15 protein-coding genes are annotated in these 13,352 nt (G+C 73.0%); 11 read left to right on the top strand and 4 right to left on the bottom strand.

Annotated features, from left to right (window positions below):
• Window positions 1–3: 3 nt before the first annotated feature.
• Genes ACQP1P_RS37960 through ACQP1P_RS37930 form a run of 7 tightly spaced genes read left to right on the top strand, consistent with a single transcriptional unit; the run spans window position 4 to window position 4,631 of the window.
• Window positions 4–555 carry a M15 family metallopeptidase gene (locus ACQP1P_RS37960; RefSeq protein ID WP_433078661.1) on the top strand — a complete coding sequence of 184 codons (552 nt, stop codon included), beginning with the start codon at window positions 4–6 and terminating at the stop codon, window positions 553–555.
• Window positions 556–559: 4 nt separating this feature from the next.
• Window positions 560–979 (top strand): hypothetical protein, encoded by a 420-nt coding sequence (locus ACQP1P_RS37955; protein ID WP_433078659.1) that lies wholly within the window; start codon window positions 560–562, stop codon window positions 977–979.
• 58 nt (window positions 980–1,037) lie between these two features.
• Window positions 1,038–2,657, top strand: coding sequence for an AAA family ATPase (locus tag ACQP1P_RS37950; protein ID WP_433078657.1), 1,620 nt, complete (start codon window positions 1,038–1,040; stop codon window positions 2,655–2,657).
• Window positions 2,658–2,659: 2 nt separating this feature from the next.
• Complete coding sequence (locus ACQP1P_RS37945; protein ID WP_433078655.1) at window positions 2,660–3,103, top strand: hypothetical protein; 444 nt, start codon at window positions 2,660–2,662, stop codon at window positions 3,101–3,103.
• The gene (locus ACQP1P_RS37940; RefSeq protein WP_433078653.1) at window positions 3,100–3,291 is read left to right on the top strand and encodes a DUF2997 domain-containing protein; all 192 of its coding nucleotides are present in this window, start codon (window positions 3,100–3,102) and stop codon (window positions 3,289–3,291) included. The genes ACQP1P_RS37945 and ACQP1P_RS37940 overlap by 4 nt, the downstream gene beginning before the upstream one ends.
• A complete protein-coding gene (locus ACQP1P_RS37935) occupies window positions 3,281–3,985 on the top strand; it encodes a helix-hairpin-helix domain-containing protein (protein ID WP_433078651.1) in 705 nt (234 codons plus the stop codon). The genes ACQP1P_RS37940 and ACQP1P_RS37935 overlap by 11 nt, the downstream gene beginning before the upstream one ends.
• Window positions 3,969–4,631 (top strand): 4Fe-4S single cluster domain-containing protein, encoded by a 663-nt coding sequence (locus ACQP1P_RS37930; RefSeq protein WP_433078649.1) that lies wholly within the window; start codon window positions 3,969–3,971, stop codon window positions 4,629–4,631. The genes ACQP1P_RS37935 and ACQP1P_RS37930 overlap by 17 nt, the downstream gene beginning before the upstream one ends.
• 128 nt (window positions 4,632–4,759) lie before the next feature.
• Here ACQP1P_RS37930 and ACQP1P_RS37925 read toward each other — a convergent pair whose 3' ends face one another.
• From ACQP1P_RS37925 to ACQP1P_RS37910, 4 genes are read right to left on the bottom strand one after another with little or no spacing between them, the layout of a single operon-like run.
• Complete coding sequence (locus ACQP1P_RS37925; protein WP_433078647.1) at window positions 4,760–5,362, bottom strand: LutC/YkgG family protein; 603 nt, start codon at window positions 5,360–5,362, stop codon at window positions 4,760–4,762.
• On the bottom strand, window positions 5,355–6,809 hold the full coding sequence (locus ACQP1P_RS37920) for a LutB/LldF family L-lactate oxidation iron-sulfur protein (RefSeq protein WP_433078645.1): 1,455 nt from the start codon (window positions 6,807–6,809) through the stop codon (window positions 5,355–5,357). Before ACQP1P_RS37920 ends, ACQP1P_RS37925 begins: the two co-directional genes overlap by 8 nt.
• Entirely contained in the window at window positions 6,806–7,531 is a 726-nt protein-coding gene (locus ACQP1P_RS37915; RefSeq protein ID WP_433090275.1) for a (Fe-S)-binding protein, read from the bottom strand. Before ACQP1P_RS37915 ends, ACQP1P_RS37920 begins: the two co-directional genes overlap by 4 nt.
• A 2-nt stretch (window positions 7,532–7,533) precedes the next feature.
• Window positions 7,534–8,565 (bottom strand): LacI family DNA-binding transcriptional regulator, encoded by a 1,032-nt coding sequence (locus tag ACQP1P_RS37910; RefSeq protein ID WP_433078643.1) that lies wholly within the window; start codon window positions 8,563–8,565, stop codon window positions 7,534–7,536.
• 167 nt (window positions 8,566–8,732) lie between these two features.
• Between ACQP1P_RS37910 and ACQP1P_RS37905 the strand changes: the two genes are divergently transcribed.
• The 4 genes from ACQP1P_RS37905 to rhaS are packed head-to-tail and all read left to right on the top strand — an operon-like array spanning window position 8,733 to window position 13,325.
• Window positions 8,733–10,217, top strand: a complete 1,485-nt coding sequence (locus tag ACQP1P_RS37905; protein ID WP_433078641.1) for a sugar ABC transporter ATP-binding protein — start codon at window positions 8,733–8,735, stop codon at window positions 10,215–10,217.
• Window positions 10,214–11,242, top strand: coding sequence for an ABC transporter permease (locus tag ACQP1P_RS37900; RefSeq protein ID WP_433078639.1), 1,029 nt, complete (start codon window positions 10,214–10,216; stop codon window positions 11,240–11,242). Before ACQP1P_RS37905 ends, ACQP1P_RS37900 begins: the two co-directional genes overlap by 4 nt.
• Window positions 11,239–12,213: an ABC transporter permease gene (locus ACQP1P_RS37895; RefSeq protein WP_433078637.1), complete on the top strand. Its 975-nt coding sequence runs from the start codon at window positions 11,239–11,241 to the stop codon at window positions 12,211–12,213. Before ACQP1P_RS37900 ends, ACQP1P_RS37895 begins: the two co-directional genes overlap by 4 nt.
• 53 nt (window positions 12,214–12,266) lie before the next feature.
• Window positions 12,267–13,325, top strand: coding sequence for a rhamnose ABC transporter substrate-binding protein (gene rhaS / locus ACQP1P_RS37890; RefSeq protein ID WP_433078635.1), 1,059 nt, complete (start codon window positions 12,267–12,269; stop codon window positions 13,323–13,325).
• Window positions 13,326–13,352: the final 27 nt, after the last annotated feature.

The following is a 13,352-nucleotide window of genomic DNA, read 5'->3' as shown; positions in this document are numbered from 1 at the left end:
GATGTGGAGGTCACAGGAGTAGCCGGGATCGCGACCCGCATGGCGGAGATCCGCTCCCAGATCGCCGCCTTCCGCCCGCCGGCCACGCCCGCCGCGGCCGGGGCCGAGTCGTTCCAGCAGACCCTGGACGCGACGCTGCGCACCGCGCGGACGCCGCAGGGGGTGCCGGTCGAGCTGGCGAAGTACGGCAACGGCAAGATCCCCGAGCATGCCCTGCAGCAGGTCGGCGGCGCCGGGCATCGGCTCTGGGGGCCGGCCGCGACGAGCCTCGACATGCTCATGCGCGCGGCTCGTCAGCAGGGGGTGACGATCGGCATCACCGACTCGTACCGGCCCCTCGCCGAGCAGGTCGATCTCGCCAAGCGTAAGGGTCTCTACTCGCAGGGCGGGCTCGCCGCCAAGCCGGGGACCAGTGACCACGGCTGGGGCATGGCCGTCGACCTCGACCTCGACGACAAGGCTCAGGCGTGGATGCGGCAGAACGCGGGGCGCTTCGGATTCGCCGAGACGACCCCGCGCGAACCGTGGCACTGGGCCTACCGCCCAGCAGAATAGGGGCGTGATCGCGCTCTTCACGACCGTGCACCTCGCCCTGGCCGCCGCGTGGGCGGGGGCGATGGGCTACAGCCTGCTCGTGGTGCAGCCCAAGGCCGAGCGCTTCTTCGCCGGGCGGGACGACGACTACGAGGATTTTCTGCTCGTCATGGCGCACGGGAACCGGTGGAAGGTGGTGCCGCTGATCGCCGGGCTGATGGTCACCGCGGTGCCGGCCCACCTGTCGTACCTGCTGCCGGTGTACGTCATCGCCGCCGTCGTCTTCGCGAACGTCAGCTGGCGGCACTGGCCGGCCCGGGTGTTCGCGCTGCCGGCGGAGCGGGCCGGGTTCCGGCGCAGTCTGCGGCTCCAGGCCTGGGTGATGACCGTGCTGGCCGGTGGCGCGTTTCTGACAGGTCTGGCGGCAACCAGCGGACTCTTCTGATCTCCCCGCCGCGGTTAGGGTCGTTGCGAAGTGCCGAACGTAAGGAGAGGACAGCCCAGTGACCGGTTTCCGCCACAGCCTGGCGCAGCTGTTGAAGGCCAGGTTCCCGGTCCTGTACGTCGAGTCGTACGAGGAGCACCGCGTGCTCACCGAGCTCGCCACCGTCGCCGGTGACGCCGCGCTCGTGCGCACCCCGCGGCCGGTGTGGACCTGGTCGGCGACGAGCGGGCTGCTGCAGCCGGACGGGGTCGCCACGCAGTACACCACCGAGCCCGACAACGCCCTCGACGCGGCGCTGCGCATCCAGCAGCCCGGCCTGTTCGTGTTCCGCGACCTGCACAACTCCCTCGGCGGGGACGTGCCGGTGCTGCCGAGCGTGGTGCGCCGGCTGCGGGACATCGCCGCGGCGTTCAAGGCCGGCGCGGTGCCCCGGACGCTCGTCATCGTCGCGCCCGTCCTGCGGATCCCGCCGGACCTGGAGAAGGACATCACGATCGTCGACTTCCCGCTGCCGACCGAGGACGAGATCCGCGGCGTGCTCGAGGCGATGATCGCGGGCAACGCCGCCGGCGGGCGGATCCGCATCGAGCTCGACCCCGTCGGCCGCGAGCGCTTCGCCAAGGCCGCGACCGGGCTCACGCTCAACGAGGCCGAGAACGCGTTCGCCCGCGCGATGGTCAACGACGGCGTGCTCGACCTGCACGACCTCGACGTGGTGCACGAGGAGAAGCGGCAGGCGGTACGCAAGGCCGGGGTGCTCGAATACGTCGAGGCCGGGGTGCGCCTCGACCAGGTCGGCGGGCTGGAGAACCTCAAGCGCTGGCTGGCCAAGCGGGACAACACCTGGCTGGCGGCCGCCGCCGAATACGGGCTGCCGGCCCCGAAGGGCGTGCTCATCACCGGCGTGCCCGGCTGCGGCAAGTCGCTGACCGCCAAGGCCGTCGCCGCCGCCTGGGGGCTGCCGCTGCTGCGGCTGGACATCGGCCGCGTCTTCTCCGGCCTGATCGGCTCCAGCGAGCAGAACATGCGGGCCGCGCTGCGCACCGCCGAGGCCAGCGCCCCGTGCGTGCTGTGGGTCGACGAGATCGAGAAGGGCTTCGCGGCGAGCGCGTCCAACGACGGCGGCACCACCAACCGGGTCTTCGGCACGTTCCTGACCTGGATGCAGGAGAAGACGGGCTCGGTGTTCGTCATCGCGACCGCCAACGACATCGAGCGCCTCCCGCCGGAGCTGCTGCGCAAGGGCCGCTTCGACGAGATCTTCTTCGTGGACCTGCCCAGCCGGGCCGAGCGCGCCTCCATCTGGGCCCTGCACCTGCGCCGGCGGCTGACCCGGCCCGCGGTCCAGGGTGCGCTGCACGTCGACGACGCCCTGCTGCGCGAGCTGTGCACGCTGTCGACCGGCTACTCCGGCGCCGAGATCGAGCAGGCGGTCGTCGCGGCGCTCTTCGACGCGTTCTCCGAGCGGCGCCCCCTGCACCGGGACGACCTGCTGCGGGCGACGGCGGCCACGGTACCGCTGAGCGTCACCCAGTCCGAGAAGCTCGACGCGATCCGGGAATGGGCCCGCACCCGCGCCGTGGCGGCGACGGCCGCCGAGGACTGGGACGCCGGCGAGGAGCCGCCGACCGCACCCATGCCCGTGCTGGGCACGCACGGACGAACGATCGAGGTCTGACGATGAGCGTTTCGCTGATTCTCCTGCCGCTGGCGATCGCCGCCGCCGCGGCCCACGCCGGGCTCACGAAGGGCAAGGACACGACCGTGTGCGAGGTGCGGACCCGGATGCGCGACGAGGGCCTGCTCGCGGCCGCCCTGCGGGACACCCGGGCGGCGGTGACGCCCGACGGGGACGGGCTCGTCGCGGACTGGGCGGGCGTGCGGGCCCGCTTCGTCCGCGACGAGCGGCAGGTCTGGTCCGCGCACTTCACCGGCGACGTCGACGAGCCGCGGGCGGTGGACATCGTGCGGGCGGTCGACGCGGCCTACGGCCGGCAGGTCCAGGCCGCGGTGCTCGAGCGCCTGACCCATCGCGCCCCGGCGGCGGGCCTGCGCCTGGAGTCGCGCTCGGTGACCCCGGACCGGGCCGTGCGCCTGGTCTTCGCCGTGGAGCGGGCCGGATGAAGCGGATCGTCGTGACGGTCGCGCAGGACGGTACGGTCACCGCCGAGACGCTGGGCATGAGCGGCTCCACGTGCCTGGACTACATCGCCGTGCTCGAGGATCTGCTGATGGCTCAGACGGTGCACAGCGAGTACACCCGCGAGGCGGCGGTGCAGACGACCAGGCAGGAGCAGCACGATGCCCACTAGTTTCGGGTGGCGGCTGCGCAACAGCTGGTGGGTCCTGCTCGTCGTCCTCGGCCTGGGCTGCCTGAGCGGCACCGGCTTCCTCTACATCGGCATCACCGCCCGGCGCCCGGCCTGGTGGGGGATCGGGGTGGCCTACCTCGTGCTGCCCTGGTCCGCCCTGGTCGCCATCAACCGCCTGGGCGAGGATTCTCAGCTGAGCACCGCGCTCGCCGTGGCCTACTTCGCCCTGTGGTTCGCCGGCATCGTCCACGCCCTGATCCTGAACGGCTCCTGGCTGCGCTGGCGCGCCGCGAACCGCCCCTGGTTCGAGGCCCCCCAGCCGCAGGCGCAGCCCGGGCCGCTGGCCCCACCCCCGGTCTTCGCGGCTCCCCCCGCCCCTGCGGCGGCGCCGGCCTTTGCGGCTCCCCCCGCCGCGGCGCCGGCCTTCTCGGCTCCGCCCGTCGCCGCGCCGGCCCTGGACGTCAACGCGGCGACGGCGGCCCAGCTCGCCCAGGCGGCCGGCCTCGACCTCGGGCGCGCCGAGCGGGTCGTGGCGGATCGCGAGGCCCGGGGCGGCTTCCGGACCGTCGAGGAGTTCGCGACGGCCGCGGCCCTCGCGCCGCACGAGTTCGCCCGCATCCGCGCCGGGCTCACCTGCACCCCGCGCCCCCAGGCACCGCACCAGCAGGGCCCGGGCCGTGTCCTCGACTTCTGAGCCCCGCCCGGCCGTCGACGCCGGCACCCTCGCGCTGGCCCGGCTCGTGGAGCGCACGACGGCCGAGGGGCCGGGGGAGCGTACGGCCCTGTGGGTGCAGGGCTGCACCATCCACTGCGCCGGCTGCTTCAACCCGCACCTGTGGACCTTCCGCGGCGGCACCCCGACCCCGACGGCGCAGGTCCTCACCCGGGTCCTCGCCGCGGGCACGGAGGGCCTGACCCTGCTCGGCGGCGAGCCGTTCGACCACGCCGCCCCGCTCGCCGTGATCGCGGCGGGCGTGCGGGCCGCGGGCCGCTCGGTCCTGACGTTCTCGGGCTACACGACGGCCCAGCTGAACCGGGCGGTGCACGACGGCCGCGGGGACGTGGCGGCCCTTCTGGACGCGACGGACCTGCTCATCGCCGGCCCCTACGTCGCCGCCCTGGTCGACCGCGACCGCCCGTGGGCCGGCTCGACGAACCAGGAGTACGTCCACCGCGGCGACCGTATCCCCCCGTCCGCCGTGGCCGCGACCCCGGACCGGCTGGAGATCACCGTCGGCGCCGACGGCACCCTCGCGGTCAACGGCTGGGCCGACGACGAGACCCTCGACGCCCTCCTGCACGACCTGGGCCGCCCGGGGCGCCCGGCCCGCACCCGCTGACGCGCCGGATCAGCGCACGAGCGGCACGACGAGGGTGCTGGGGCCGTGGACGCCTCGACGCGGTCGAGTCAGCGCACGAGCGGCACCACGAGGGTGCGCGGGCCGTGGACGCCCTGGACGCGGTCGAGTCAGCGCACGAGGAGCACGACGAGGGTGCGCGGGCCGTGGACGCCCTCGACGCGGTCGAGCTCGATGTCGCTCGTCGCCGAGGGGCCGCTGATCAGCGTCAGCGGGCGGGTCGGGGTCAGCCGCGTCAGCAGGTCGGGGACGCTCTGCACGACCTGATCGGCCCGCACCACGCAGAAGTGCCGGTCCGGCACCAGGCTGATCGCGCGGCGGCCCTGGTCCGGCGAGCCGTCCAGCGCGATCGTCCCCGTCTCCGCCACCGCCGCCGCGCAGCAGGTGACCACGCCCGCGAAGGCGTCCAGCTCCGCGGCCGAGCGCGAGCCGTCGTCCACGGTCGAGCCGGGCACCGGGAACGGCAGGCCCGGCGGCACGATCAGCGGGCCCACGCCGTCCAGCGCCGCGGCCAGGTCGGACTCGAGCGCGGCGGCGGTCGTGGGCACGACGGTCGCCTTGTAGTCCTCGAGCCGGTCGATCAGCAGGTCCAGGTCGCCGCGGCGGGACGGGTCGGCCGGGCGGTAGTCGCGCGGGACCGCGGGCACGGCGGGGGAGGAGCCGAGCGCGGCGCGGATGCGGGCCAGCACCACGGAGCGCGGGTCGTCAGCCATTGCGGGTGCGCCACCATTCGCGGAAGGTCTGGGCCGGCGGGCGGGGCAGGTCGCGGCTCGCCGTCCACGCCGACAGCGGCGGTGGCAGGGCGCCGATCCGGTCCCGTTTCCGCCCGAGCAGCCGGCCGAGGCGCATGAGCCGCTCGCCGCCGCGGAAGCGGCCCGGCCGCGCCATCACCCACGACATCGCGGCCATCGAGACCGCCTCGGCCGACGGGCCGCGGTGCTCCTCGACGTGCCGGGCCCGCAGGTGCACGAGCAGCGACGGGATGTCGATGCGCACCGGGCAGGCGTCGAAGCAGGCGCCGCAGAGGCTGGACGCGTAGGGCAGCGAGGCGTTGTCCTCGACCCCGGTGAGCTGCGGGCTCAGCACCGCGCCGATCGGGCCGGGGTACACGGAGCCGTACGCGTGACCGCCCGTGCGCTCGTAGACCGGGCACACGTTGAGGCAGGCGCTGCAGCGGATGCAGTGCAGCGCCGAGCGGCCCACCTCGTCGGCGAGCACCGCGGTGCGCCCGTTGTCCAGCAGCACCAGATGGAAGTCCTGGGGGCCGTCGCCGGGGGTGACGCCGGTCCACAGCGAGGTGTACGGGTTCATCCGCTCCCCGGTCGAGGAGCGCGGCAGCAGCTGCAGGAACACCTCGAGATCGGTCCACGTGGGCACGAGCTTCTCGATGCCCATGACGGTGATGAGCGTCCGCGGCAGGGTCAGGCACATCCGGCCGTTGCCCTCGGACTCGACCACGGCGAGCGTCCCGGTCTCGGCCACGGCGAAGTTGGCCCCGGACACGGCGACGCGCGCGGTGAGGAACTTGCGCCGCAGGTGCTCCCGGGCGGCCATGGCGAGCTGGCGCGGCTCGTCGGTGAGGCCGGCCGGCGCGCCCGGCATCTCGCGCAGGAAGATGTCGCGGATCTCGGTGCGGTTGCGGTGGATCGCCGGCACCAGGATGTGCGAGGGCCTGTCGTGGCCGAGCTGGACGATGAGCTCGGCCAGGTCGGTCTCCCACGCGGCGATGCCCTGCGCCTCGAGGGCCTCGTTGAGCCCGATCTCCTGGGTCGCCATCGACTTGACCTTGACGACCTCGTCGGCGCCGGCCCGGCGGACGAGGTCCGCGACGATGGCGTTGGCCTCGTTGGCGTCGCGGGCCCAGTGCACGTGCCCGCCGCGCGCCGTGACCTGTTCCTCGAGCTGGACGAGCAGGTCGGGCAGGCGGGCCATGGTCGCGGCCTTCAGCGCCTCGCCGGCGCGGCGCAGCTCCTCCCAGTCCGGCACCTCGGCGACGACCGCCGCCCGCTTGGCCCGGATGGTGCGGGTCGCGTGGCCGAGGTTGCGCCGCAGCTGCTCGTTGCCCAGCGCCGTGCGCGCCGCCGCGGGGAAGGGCTCGTCGCCGCGCAGCTGCCCGACCCCGCGCGGGGCCACGGTCGGCATTCCCAAGAACGTGTTCATGTCGACGCCAGAATTTCCGCCAGGTGTACCGGTCGGGCCCGCACCGACAACCGCGAGAGCCCGCCGCCGATGTGCATCAGGCAGGACGAGTCCCCGGCGGAGACGACGTCGGGGTCGGTGGACAGCACGTTGCGCAGCTTGTCGGCGAGCATCGCGGCCGAGGTGTCGGCGTTCTTGAGCGCGAAGGTGCCGCCGAAGCCGCAGCACTGCTCGGCGTCGGGCAGCTCGACCAGGTCGATGCCCTCGACCTCGCGCAGCAGCCGCAGCGGCCGGTCCCCGACGCGCAGCATGCGCAGCGAGTGGCAGGTCGGGTGGTAGGTGACCCGGTGCGGGTAGCGGGCGCCGACGTCCGTCACGCCGAGCACGTCGACCAGGAACTCGGACAGCTCGTAGGTGCGCTCGGCGACCTCGCCGGCCCGGGCCGCGAGCTGGCGCTTGCCGGCGCGCTGGGCGACCGCGGCGTGCTGGTGGCGTACCGAACCCACGCAGGAGCCCGAGGGCGCCACGATCGCGTCGTAGGGCTCGAACGTGCGCATGTGGTGCTCGACCAGCTTGACGGCCTGGCGCTGGTAGCCGGTGTTCACGTGCATCTGCCCGCAGCACGTCTGGGCCTCGGGGAACACCACCTCGTGCCCGAGCCGCTCCAGCAGCGTCACGGTGGCCTTGCCGACCTGCGGGAACATCGCGTCGGCCAGGCACGTGACGAACAGTGCTACGCGCACGGTCACCGGCCCTTCCGGCGGCCGCGCGGGCGGCCGCTCGACTCGCGGACGATCAGCTCCGGCTGGAAGACCACGTGCCGGTGCTCGTGCCGGCCGTCGTCCTCGATCTCCTCGAGCAGCAGGGCGGCCGCCGTGCGGCCGAGCTGTTCGCGGGGTTGCCGGACCGAGCTTAACGGCACCGCGGCGGCCGCGGCGAACTCGATGTCGTCGTAGCCGACGATCGCCACGTCCTGCGGCACCCGCAGGCCGCGCTGGGTCATCTCCTGCAGCACCCCGAGGGCGAGCAGGTCGTTGGCGCAGAACACGGCGGTCGGGCGCGCACCGTCCGGGCCGGAGGCGATCTGGGTGGCGGCGGCCCGGCCGGCCGCGACCGTGAGGTTCGGCGTCGGCACGACGACCAGCTCCGCCCGGCCCTCGACGGCCTCGGCGATGCCGGCCCGGCGGTCCTGGACCTGGGCGATCGACATGGGGCCGCCGACGAAGGCGATGCGCCGGTGCCCCTGCTCGACGAGGTGCTCCCCGGCGAGCCGGCCGCCCAGGATGTCGTCGACGGCGACGGAGCAGCGGCTGTGCCGGCCCGAGCCGCGGTCCACGAGCACGACCGGGGTGCCGCGCTGGATGAGCTGCTCGAGGCGGGAGTTCGGCCCCTCGTCCACCGGCGTGATGAGCACCCCGCGCACCCGCTGCTCCTCGAGCAGCTCGAGGTGGCGTTGCTCGCGGTGGGCGTCCTCGCCGCTGTTGCACACCACGACCATCACGCCGCGGTCCTCGGCGGCCGCCTCCGCACCGCGCACGACGTCGGTGAAGAAGGGGTTGGTCACGTCGAGCACCACCAGCGCGATCTGCCGGCTCTGCCCGGCCCGCAGCTGCCGCGCCGAGTCGTTGCGCACGTAGCCGAGCTCGGCGATCGCGTCGAGCACGCGCTGGCGGGTGGTCGTGGCGACGAGCTCGGGGCGGTTGAGGACGTTGCTGACGGTACCGATGGAGACGCCCGCCCGCCGTGCGACCTCTTTGATGCCGGTTGTGGTGGTCATCGATCTCCTGAAACGTATTCAGCATGTGGCGCGCTGCGTGTGCCGCGTCCGGTGTATCAAATCGGTAACGCGATCGAAACCCTTGACGGCGTCAGGGCTCGGCTTCTACCGTCACTCTAGCCAGTCTATGAAACGTTTCACAAGGACCCTTCCGAAAGGGGGCCCGCGTGCTCGTACTCGAGGGCGTCAGCAAGTCCTTCGGTGCCGTCGCGGCGCTGCGCGACGTGCGCCTGGACCTGCGCGCCGGCGAGGCCCACGCGCTCGTCGGCGAGAACGGCGCCGGCAAGTCCACACTGGTCAAGATCCTGGCCGGGGCGCACGCGCCCGACGCCGGAACGCTGAGCCTCGACGGCGAGCCGCTGGTGCTCGCCAAGCCCGCCGACGCCCGCGCGGCCGGCATCGCGGTCATCTACCAGGAGCCGACGCTGTTCCCGGACCTCTCGGTGGCCGAGAACATCTTCATGGGCCGCCAGCCGCTGAAGTCCGGCCGCCGCATCGACACCGCCGAGATGCGCCGCCGCGCGACCGAGCTGTTCACCCGCCTCGGGGTGCAGATGGACCCCGACCGCCCGGCCCGCGGCCTGTCGATCGCCGACCAGCAGCTGGTCGAGATCGCCAAGGCGCTCTCCTTCGACGCCCGGGTGCTGGTCATGGACGAGCCGACCGCGGCGCTGTCCGGCGTCGAGGTCGAGCGGCTCTTCGCCGTGGCCCGCTCGCTGCGCGACGCCGGGGCCGCGGTCCTGTTCATCTCGCACCGCTTCGACGAGGTGTTCGCGCTGTGCCAGCGCATCACCGTCATGCGCGACGGGCAGTGGGTCTCCACCGACCCGGCCGACGAGCTCACGGTCGCCGACGTCGTGCGCCGCATGGTCGGCCGCGAGGTCGGCAAGCTGTTCCCCAAGGAGGAGGCGGCGATCGGGGAGGCGCGGCTGGAGGTGCGCGGCCTCAACCGGCAGGGCGCCTTCCACGACGTCAGCTTCACCGTGCACAGCGGCGAGATCGTCGCCCTGGCCGGGCTCGTCGGGGCCGGACGCTCCGAGGTCATCCGGGCCGTCTTCGGCGTCGACCGCTACGACTCGGGCGAGGTGCTGGTCGACGGCCGGCGCCTGCGCGCGGGCAGTGCGTCCGCGGCGATCGGGGCCGGCCTCGCCCTCGTGCCCGAGGACCGCCGCCAGCAGGGCCTGGTGATGGAGCTGTCCGTCGAGCGCAACGCCACCCTGCCGCGGCGCTGGTCGCTGTCCCGCCTCGGGCTGCTCCTCGGCGGGGCCGAGCGGCGCTCCGCCCAGGACTGGGCCGGGCGCCTGCAGGTGAAGGCGGGCCGGCTCGGCGACCCGGTCTCCACGCTCTCCGGCGGCAACCAGCAGAAGGTGGTGCTGGCCAAGTGGCTGGCCACCCGGCCGCGGGTGCTCATCGTCGACGAGCCCACCCGCGGCATCGACGTCGGCACCAAGGCCGAGGTCCACCGGCTGCTGACCCGGCTGGCCGGCGAGGGTGTCGCGGTCCTCATGGTCTCCAGCGAACTGCCCGAGGTGCTGGGCATGGCCGACCGGGTCCTCGTGATGCACGAAGGGCGGCTCGCCGCCGACATCCCCCGCACCCGAGCCGACGAGGAGTCCGTGATGCTGGCCGCCACCGGGCAGGGGGAGCGATGACCGTCGTCGACACCCCGGCCCCGCCGCGCACCGCCCGGGCCACCCGGCTCACCCACCGCGTCTTCCTCGTCCGGGAGCTCGGCATCGTCGTCGCGCTGGTGCTGCTCATCGGCATCACGGCGATCACCAACCCGCGCTTCCTGTCCCACCAGAGCGTCAAGGACCTGCTGCTCGGCGCCACGATCCTGGCGATCCTGGCCACCGGGCAGGCGATCGTCGTCATCACGCGCAACGTCGACCTGTCGGTCGGCTCGGTCCTCGGCCTGTCGGCGTTCCTGACCGGCACGCTCTTCCTGAACCACCCCGGCCTGCCGATCCCGGTGGTGCTGGTGGCGGGCGCGGCGCTCGGCGCGGTGTGCGGCGCGGTCAACGGCGCCCTCATCGCCGCCGCCCGGGTGCCGGCGCTCGTGGTCACGCTCGGCACGCTGTACGTCTTCCGCGGCATCGATTACCGATGGGCGACCGGCAAGCAGATCAACGCCGCGGACATCCCGGCCGCGTTCCTGCACATGGGGACGCGCACGATCCTGGGGGTACCGCTGCTGACGCTCTTCGCCCTCGTCGTCGTGCTCGCCGCCGGCTTCTGTCTGCGCTCGTACCGCAGCGGCCGCGAGCTCTACGCCATCGGCTCCGATCCCGCCGCGGCCCGGCTGTCCGGCATCGCGGTCGGGCGGCGGGTCTTCTTCGCGTTCGTCACCTGCGGCGCGCTCGCCGGGCTCGCCGGAACCCTGTACGTGGCCCGCTTCGGCACCCTCGACGCCAACGCCGGGCTCGGCCAGGAGCTCAACGTCGTGGCCGCGGTCGTCGTCGGCGGGGTCGCGATCTTCGGCGGCAGCGGATCCGTCTACGGCGCGGCCCTGGGCGCCATGCTGCTCACCACCATCGGCAGCGCCCTGCCGGTGCTCGGCGTCACCCCGTTCTGGCAGAAGGCCGCCGTCGGCGCGCTGATCCTGGCCGCGATCGGGCTGGACCGGGCGCTGTCGGTGCGCGTCACCAAGAGTCTGCAGCGAGGGGTACACCAGTGAAGGTCATCCGCAGGCTGGGCTCCTGGGACCTGATCGTCCTGCTCGCCCTCGCGCTGGTCGTCGTCATCGGCGCGAGCACGATCGAGGGCGTGGCGAGCCCGCGCTTCTGGCGGTTCGTGACGCTCGAGGTCATCCCGATCGCGATCGTGGCCCTGCCGCTGACGCTGGTCATCATCACCGGCGAGATCGACCTGTCCGTGGCCAGCGTCATGGGCCTGACCTGCGCCGTGATGGGCGACCTGTGGGCCCACGGGGTGACCTCGCTGCCCGTGCTCGTGGTGCTGAGCCTGCTCCTCGGCGCCGTGCTGGGGGCGGTCAACGGCCTGTTCGTCACGGTCTTCGGGCTGCCCTCGCTCGCGGTCACGATCGGCACGCTGGCCCTGTACCGGGGGCTCGCCTACGTCGTGCTCGGCGACCGGGCGATCTCCGACTACCCGGACTCGTGGACCAGCGGCTCGACGAGGGCGATCCCCGGCCTGACCATCCCCTGGTTCATCATCGTCGTGGCGGTCCTCGCCGTGCTCTTCGCCGTGGTGCTGCACGCCACGCCGATCGGCCGCGGCCTCTACGCGATGGGCAACAACGCCGAGGCCGCCCGCTTCGCCGGGGTCGCCGTCGGGCGCACCAAGTTCTGGCTGTTCGTCACCACGAGCACCATGTCGGCCCTGGCCGGCGTCTTCTGGACCTTCCGCTTCGCCAGCGCCCGCGCGGACAACGCCAACGGCCTGGAGCTCGCCGTGGTCGCGGCCGTGCTCCTCGGCGGGGTGTCCATCTTCGGCGGGCGCGGCGGCCTGCTCGGTGTGCTCGGCGCCGTCGTGCTCATCTGCGTGCTGCGCAACGCGCTGCAGCTGGCCTCGGTGCCCGAGAACACGCTCACCATCGTCACCGGGTCGCTGCTCATCGCCTCGGTCGTCGGACCGAACGCCGTCGCCATGGCGCGGGAACGTCTGCGCCGCCGCCGGCCCGCCTGAAGGTTCGCTGAACACCCCCAGGTAAGTCCCGCCCGCCAGTTGAAAGGATTCACATGAGACGAGGCAAGCTCATCGCGGCCGTGGTCGCGACCGCCCTCGCGTTCAGCATGTCGGCCTGCGCCGAAGACTCCGGCTCCTCGACGTCCGCCGACAGCAGCGGGGGCGCCGGCGGCTCCGGCACCATCAAGAGCGGGCTGAAGGTCGCGTTCCTGCCCAAGCAGGTCAACAACCCGTACTTCGACACCTCCGACAACAAGGGCGGCAAGGTCGCCGTCGAGGAGTTCAAGGGCACGTACAGCGAGACCGGCCCGTCCGAGGCGAGCCCGTCGGCCCAGGTCAGCTACATCAACACGCTGTCGCAGCAGGGCGCGAACGTGATCGCCGTGTCGGCCAACGACAAGGACGCCATCTGCGGGGCGCTCAAGGACGCGCGGCAGAACGGCGCCAAGGTCGTCACCTACGACTCCGACACCAAGCCCGAGTGCCGCGACCTGTTCATCAACCAGGCCAGCAGCGAGGGCATCGCGAAGATCCAGGTCAAGCTCATCTCGGACGCGATCGGCGCCGACGGCGGCGAGATCGCGATCCTCTCGGCCACGGCGAACGCGACCAACCAGAACGCCTGGATCGAGCAGATGAAGACCGAGCTGGCGAAGCCGGAGTACAGCAAGCTCAAGCTCGTCGACACCGTCTACGGCGACGACGACGACCAGAAGTCGTTCCAGGAGGCCCAGGGCCTGCTGGCCAAGCACCCCAACCTCAAGGGCATCATCTCGCCGACCACCGTGGGCATCGCCGCCGCCGGCCGCTACCTGAGCGGCTCGTCGTACAAGGGCAAGGTCCAGCTGACCGGGCTCGGCACGCCGAACCAGATGAAGGCGTACGTCAAGGACGGCACCGTCAAGGCCTTCGCCCTGTGGAACCCGGCCGACCTCGGCTACCTGGCCGCCTACGCCGGCGCCGCGCTCGCCTCCGGCCTGATCAAGGGCAAGGAGGGCGACAAGTTCACCGCCGGCAAGCTCGGCGAGTTCACCGTCGGCAAGGACGGCGTCGTCCTGCTCGGCGACCCGTACACCTTCAAGTCCGACAACATCGACCAGTTCAACTTCTAGTCCCGTCCGTGCCCCGAGGAGCGTCGC

The sequence above is a fragment of the Dactylosporangium sp. CA-052675 genome, assembly GCF_050947935.1.
Taxonomy (GTDB): domain Bacteria; phylum Actinomycetota; class Actinomycetes; order Mycobacteriales; family Micromonosporaceae; genus Dactylosporangium.
Note: the sequence above shows the minus strand (reverse complement) of the source record. Positions and strands in the feature narration are given on the sequence as shown.